Annotated in this window: 2 tRNA genes and 2 rRNA genes; all 4 read right to left on the reverse strand. The window is 53.0% G+C overall.

What is annotated here, in order from left to right:
- Window positions 1-2,542: ribosomal RNA gene (locus tag BG61_RS37545) — 23S ribosomal RNA — on the reverse strand; the annotation flags it as partial.
- 289 nt (window positions 2,543-2,831) lie between these two features.
- Window positions 2,832-2,907: transfer RNA gene (locus tag BG61_RS37550), tRNA-Ala, on the reverse strand.
- Window positions 2,908-2,963: 56 nt separating this feature from the next.
- A tRNA-Ile gene (locus tag BG61_RS37555) sits at window positions 2,964-3,040 on the reverse strand.
- A gap of 62 nt (window positions 3,041-3,102) precedes the next feature.
- A 16S ribosomal RNA gene (locus BG61_RS37560) occupies window positions 3,103-4,633 on the reverse strand.
- Between the last annotated feature and the right edge of the window lie 315 nt (window positions 4,634-4,948).

Consider the following 4,948-nt stretch of genomic DNA (forward strand, 5'->3'; position numbering starts at 1 on the left):
CTTTAAATGGCGAACAGCCATACCCTTGGGACCGGCTACAGCCCCAGGATGAGATGAGCCGACATCGAGGTGCCAAACACCGCCGTCGATATGAACTCTTGGGCGGTATCAGCCTGTTATCCCCAGAGTACCTTTTATCCGTTGAGCGATGGCCCTTCCATACAGAACCACCGGATCACTATGACCTGCTTTCGCACCTGCTCGACTTGTCGGTCTCGCAGTTAAGCACGCTTATGCCATTGCACTATCAGCACGATTTCCGACCGTACCTAGCGTACCTTCGTACTCCTCCGTTACACTTTGGGAGGAGACCGCCCCAGTCAAACTGCCTACCATGCACTGTCCCCAGTCCGGATAACGGACCAAGGTTAGAACCTCAAACAAACCAGGGTGGTATTTCAAGGACGGCTCCACCGAAACTAGCGTTCCGGTTTCATAGCCTCCCACCTATCCTACACAGATCGGTTCAAAGTCCAATGCAAAGCTACAGTAAAGGTTCATGGGGTCTTTCCGTCTAGCCGCGGGGAGATTGCATCATCACAAACACTTCAACTTCGCTGAGTCTCGGGAGGAGACAGTGTGGCCATCGTTACGCCATTCGTGCAGGTCGGAACTTACCCGACAAGGAATTTCGCTACCTTAGGACCGTTATAGTTACGGCCGCCGTTTACCGGGACTTCAATCAAGAGCTTGCACCCCATCATTTAATCTTCCGGCACCGGGCAGGCGTCACACCCTATACGTCCACTTTCGTGTTTGCAGAGTGCTGTGTTTTTATTAAACAGTCGCAGCCACCAGTTTATTGCAACCCTCTCACCCTCCTGGCGCAGGCCAGTCAAGCTACAAGGGCGTACCTTATCCCGAAGTTACGGTACCAATTTGCCGAGTTCCTTCTCCCGAGTTCTCTCAAGCGCCTTAGAATACTCATCTCGCCCACCTGTGTCGGTTTGCGGTACGGTCTTGTTAGACTGAAGCTTAGAGGCTTTTCTTGGAACCACTTCCGATTGCTTCGCGGCCTAAGCCGCTCGCCTCACACCCTTGAATTCCGCGCCCGGATTTGCCTAAGCGCCTTCTCCAATGCAAGGACCGGGACTTCCAACACCCGGACAACCTTCCGCGATCCGTCCCCCCATCGCATCTAACAATGGTGCAGGAATATTAACCTGCTTCCCATCAGCTACGCATTTCTGCCTCGCCTTAGGGGCCGACTCACCCTACGCCGATGAACGTTGCGTAGGAAACCTTGGGCTTACGGCGAGGGGGCTTTTCACCCCCTTTATCGCTACTCATGTCAGCATTCGCACTTCCGATACCTCCAGCACACTTTCCAGTGCACCTTCGCAGGCTTACGGAACGCTCTCCTACCATGCACATAAATGTGCATCCGCAGCTTCGGTATATGGCTTAGCCCCGTTACATCTTCCGCGCAGGACGACTCGATCAGTGAGCTATTACGCTTTCTTTAAAGGATGGCTGCTTCTAAGCCAACCTCCTGACTGTTTTAGCCTTCCCACTTCGTTTCCCACTTAGCCATATTTAGGGACCTTAGCTGGCGGTCTGGGTTGTTTCCCTCTTGACACCGGACGTTAGCACCCGATGTCTGTCTCCCGTGATTGCACTCTTCGGTATTCGGAGTTTGCTATGGCGTAGTAATCCGCAATGGACCCCACAACCATGACAGTGCTCTACCCCCGAAGGTGAGACACGAGGCACTACCTAAATAGTTTTCGGAGAGAACCAGCTATTTCCAAGTTTGTTTAGCCTTTCACCCCTATCCACAGCTCATCCCCTAACTTTTCAACGTTAGTGGGTTCGGTCCTCCAGTACGTGTTACCGCACCTTCAACCTGGCCATGGATAGATCACTTGGTTTCGGGTCTACGCCCAGCAACTGAACGCCCTATTCGGACTCGCTTTCGCTACGCCTGCCTTAATCAGTTAAGCTTGCTACTGAACGTAAGTCGCTGACCCATTATACAAAAGGTACGCCGTCACCCCTTGCGAGGCTCCGACTGTTTGTATGCATGCGGTTTCAGGATCTATTTCACTCCCCTCCCGGGGTTCTTTTCGCCTTTCCCTCACGGTACTGGTTCACTATCGGTCGATCACGAGTATTTAGCCTTGGAGGATGGTCCCCCCATCTTCAGACAGGATTTCACGTGTCCCGCCCTACTTGTCGTACACCTAGTTCTTCCATACTGTTTTCGCTTACAGGGCTATCACCTGCTATGGCCGCACTTTCCAGAGCGTTCAGCTAACAATACAGATAAAGAGTACAGGCTGATCCCATTTCGCTCGCCACTACTTTGGGAATCTCGGTTGATTTCTTTTCCTGCGGTTACTTAGATGTTTCAGTTCACCGCGTTCGCTTCGCATAGCCTATGTATTCAGCTATGGATGACCCATACGGGCCGGGTTTCCCCATTCGGACATCTTCGGATCAATGCTCGTTTGCCAGCTCCCCGAAGCTTTTCGCAGGCTACCGCGTCCTTCATCGCCTGTGATCGCCAAGGCATCCACCACATGCACTTGTTCGCTTGACCCTATAACGAGTGTGTCTCTCACAAGCACACCCCTCATAGGTTGAGTATTCGCGTTGTGCCGTATTCCAAAGCAATCTTTCGATTACCTTTTCATACTTGATACAATCACAACCCTGATTCACCTACTCGCACACCCATCTCTAAGTATGCTTTCGTGAATCTCTTTACTACTTCTTCCAGATTGTTAAAGAACGACAGCCGATATCTACACTTTCCAATATCGCTCTGACTGGCTCAATCGCCAATGCGCAGCATTCAGCTCTGACTCTGAACGCTGGGCATTGAAGATTGGTGGAGGATGACGGGATCGAACCGACGACCCCCTGCTTGCAAAGCAGGTGCTCTCCCAGCTGAGCTAATCCCCCGGGTGCCATGCTAAAGATCTCGCTCATCCTGCTGCCGGATCGCACGCGCACTTGGGTGGTGGGTCTGGTTGGATTCGAACCAACGACCCCCGCCTTATCAAGACGGTGCTCTAACCGACTGAGCTACAGACCCTTAGCCTGTCTTCTTACAGCCGATAAGCGTGAGCGCTCAACTTCTGACACGTTAAGCTCGAGAAAGGAGGTGATCCAGCCGCACCTTCCGATACGGCTACCTTGTTACGACTTCACCCCAGTCATGAATCCTACCGTGGTGACCGTCCTCCTTGCGGTTAGACTAGCCACTTCTGGTAAAACCCACTCCCATGGTGTGACGGGCGGTGTGTACAAGACCCGGGAACGTATTCACCGCGGCATGCTGATCCGCGATTACTAGCGATTCCAGCTTCACGTAGTCGAGTTGCAGACTACGATCCGGACTACGATCGGTTTTCTGGGATTGGCTCCACCTCGCGGCTTAGCGACCCTCTGTTCCGACCATTGTATGACGTGTGAAGCCCTACCCATAAGGGCCATGAGGACTTGACGTCATCCCCACCTTCCTCCGGTTTGTCACCGGCAGTCTCCTTAGAGTGCTCTTGCGTAGCAACTAAGGACAAGGGTTGCGCTCGTTGCGGGACTTAACCCAACATCTCACGACACGAGCTGACGACAGCCATGCAGCACCTGTGTGTCGGTTCTCTTTCGAGCACCCCCAGCTCTCACCAGGGTTCCGACCATGTCAAGGGTAGGTAAGGTTTTTCGCGTTGCATCGAATTAATCCACATCATCCACCGCTTGTGCGGGTCCCCGTCAATTCCTTTGAGTTTTAATCTTGCGACCGTACTCCCCAGGCGGTCAACTTCACGCGTTAGCTACGTTACTAAGGAAATGAATCCCCAACAACTAGTTGACATCGTTTAGGGCGTGGACTACCAGGGTATCTAATCCTGTTTGCTCCCCACGCTTTCGTGCATGAGCGTCAGTATTGGCCCAGGGGGCTGCCTTCGCCATCGGTATTCCTCCACATCTCTACGCATTTCACTGCTACACGTGGAATTCTACCCCCCTCTGCCATACTCTAGCCTGCCAGTCACAAATGCAGTTCCCAGGTTAAGCCCGGGGATTTCACATCTGTCTTAACAGACCGCCTGCGCACGCTTTACGCCCAGTAATTCCGATTAACGCTCGCACCCTACGTATTACCGCGGCTGCTGGCACGTAGTTAGCCGGTGCTTATTCTTCCGGTACCGTCATCCTCCAGAGGTATTAGCCCCGAAGTTTTCTTTCCGGACAAAAGTGCTTTACAACCCGAAGGCCTTCTTCACACACGCGGCATTGCTGGATCAGGGTTTCCCCCATTGTCCAAAATTCCCCACTGCTGCCTCCCGTAGGAGTCTGGGCCGTGTCTCAGTCCCAGTGTGGCTGGTCGTCCTCTCAGACCAGCTACAGATCGTCGCCTTGGTAGGCCTTTACCCCACCAACTAGCTAATCTGCCATCGGCCGCCCCTATAGCGCGAGGTCCGAAGATCCCCCGCTTTCTTCCGTAGATCGTATGCGGTATTAATCCGGCTTTCGCCGGGCTATCCCCCACTACAGGACACGTTCCGATGTATTACTCACCCGTTCGCCACTCGCCACCAGGGTTGCCCCCGTGCTGCCGTTCGACTTGCATGTGTAAGGCATGCCGCCAGCGTTCAATCTGAGCCAGGATCAAACTCTTCAGTTCAATGCCTGTTACTGTTTTCGGTTGTTTTACCAACCGGTCGCTCACTCAACGTACTGACGATGATTAATCCGTCTTTCGACAGATAAACCTTCCTCTAATACCGTGTGAGACTTGATACTTTCGCTTACCCCTTAGTCCGAAGACCTCGGGCCGCGTCGCCATCAAGCGCCCACACTTATCGGCTGTTAGTTTTTAAAGAACATTCGCGAACATCGGCGCCTTAACCTGCAGTCGCCCGGAAGCCTCACCACCGCTTCCGTCTTGTTTCTGTTTCGCGTCGCTGCATCAGCAGCAGAGAAACGAGATTATGAAGAA

Origin of the sequence: Caballeronia glathei, assembly GCF_000698595.1 — a bacterium.
In the GTDB taxonomy this organism is placed as follows: Bacteria; Pseudomonadota; Gammaproteobacteria; order Burkholderiales; family Burkholderiaceae; genus Caballeronia; species Caballeronia glathei.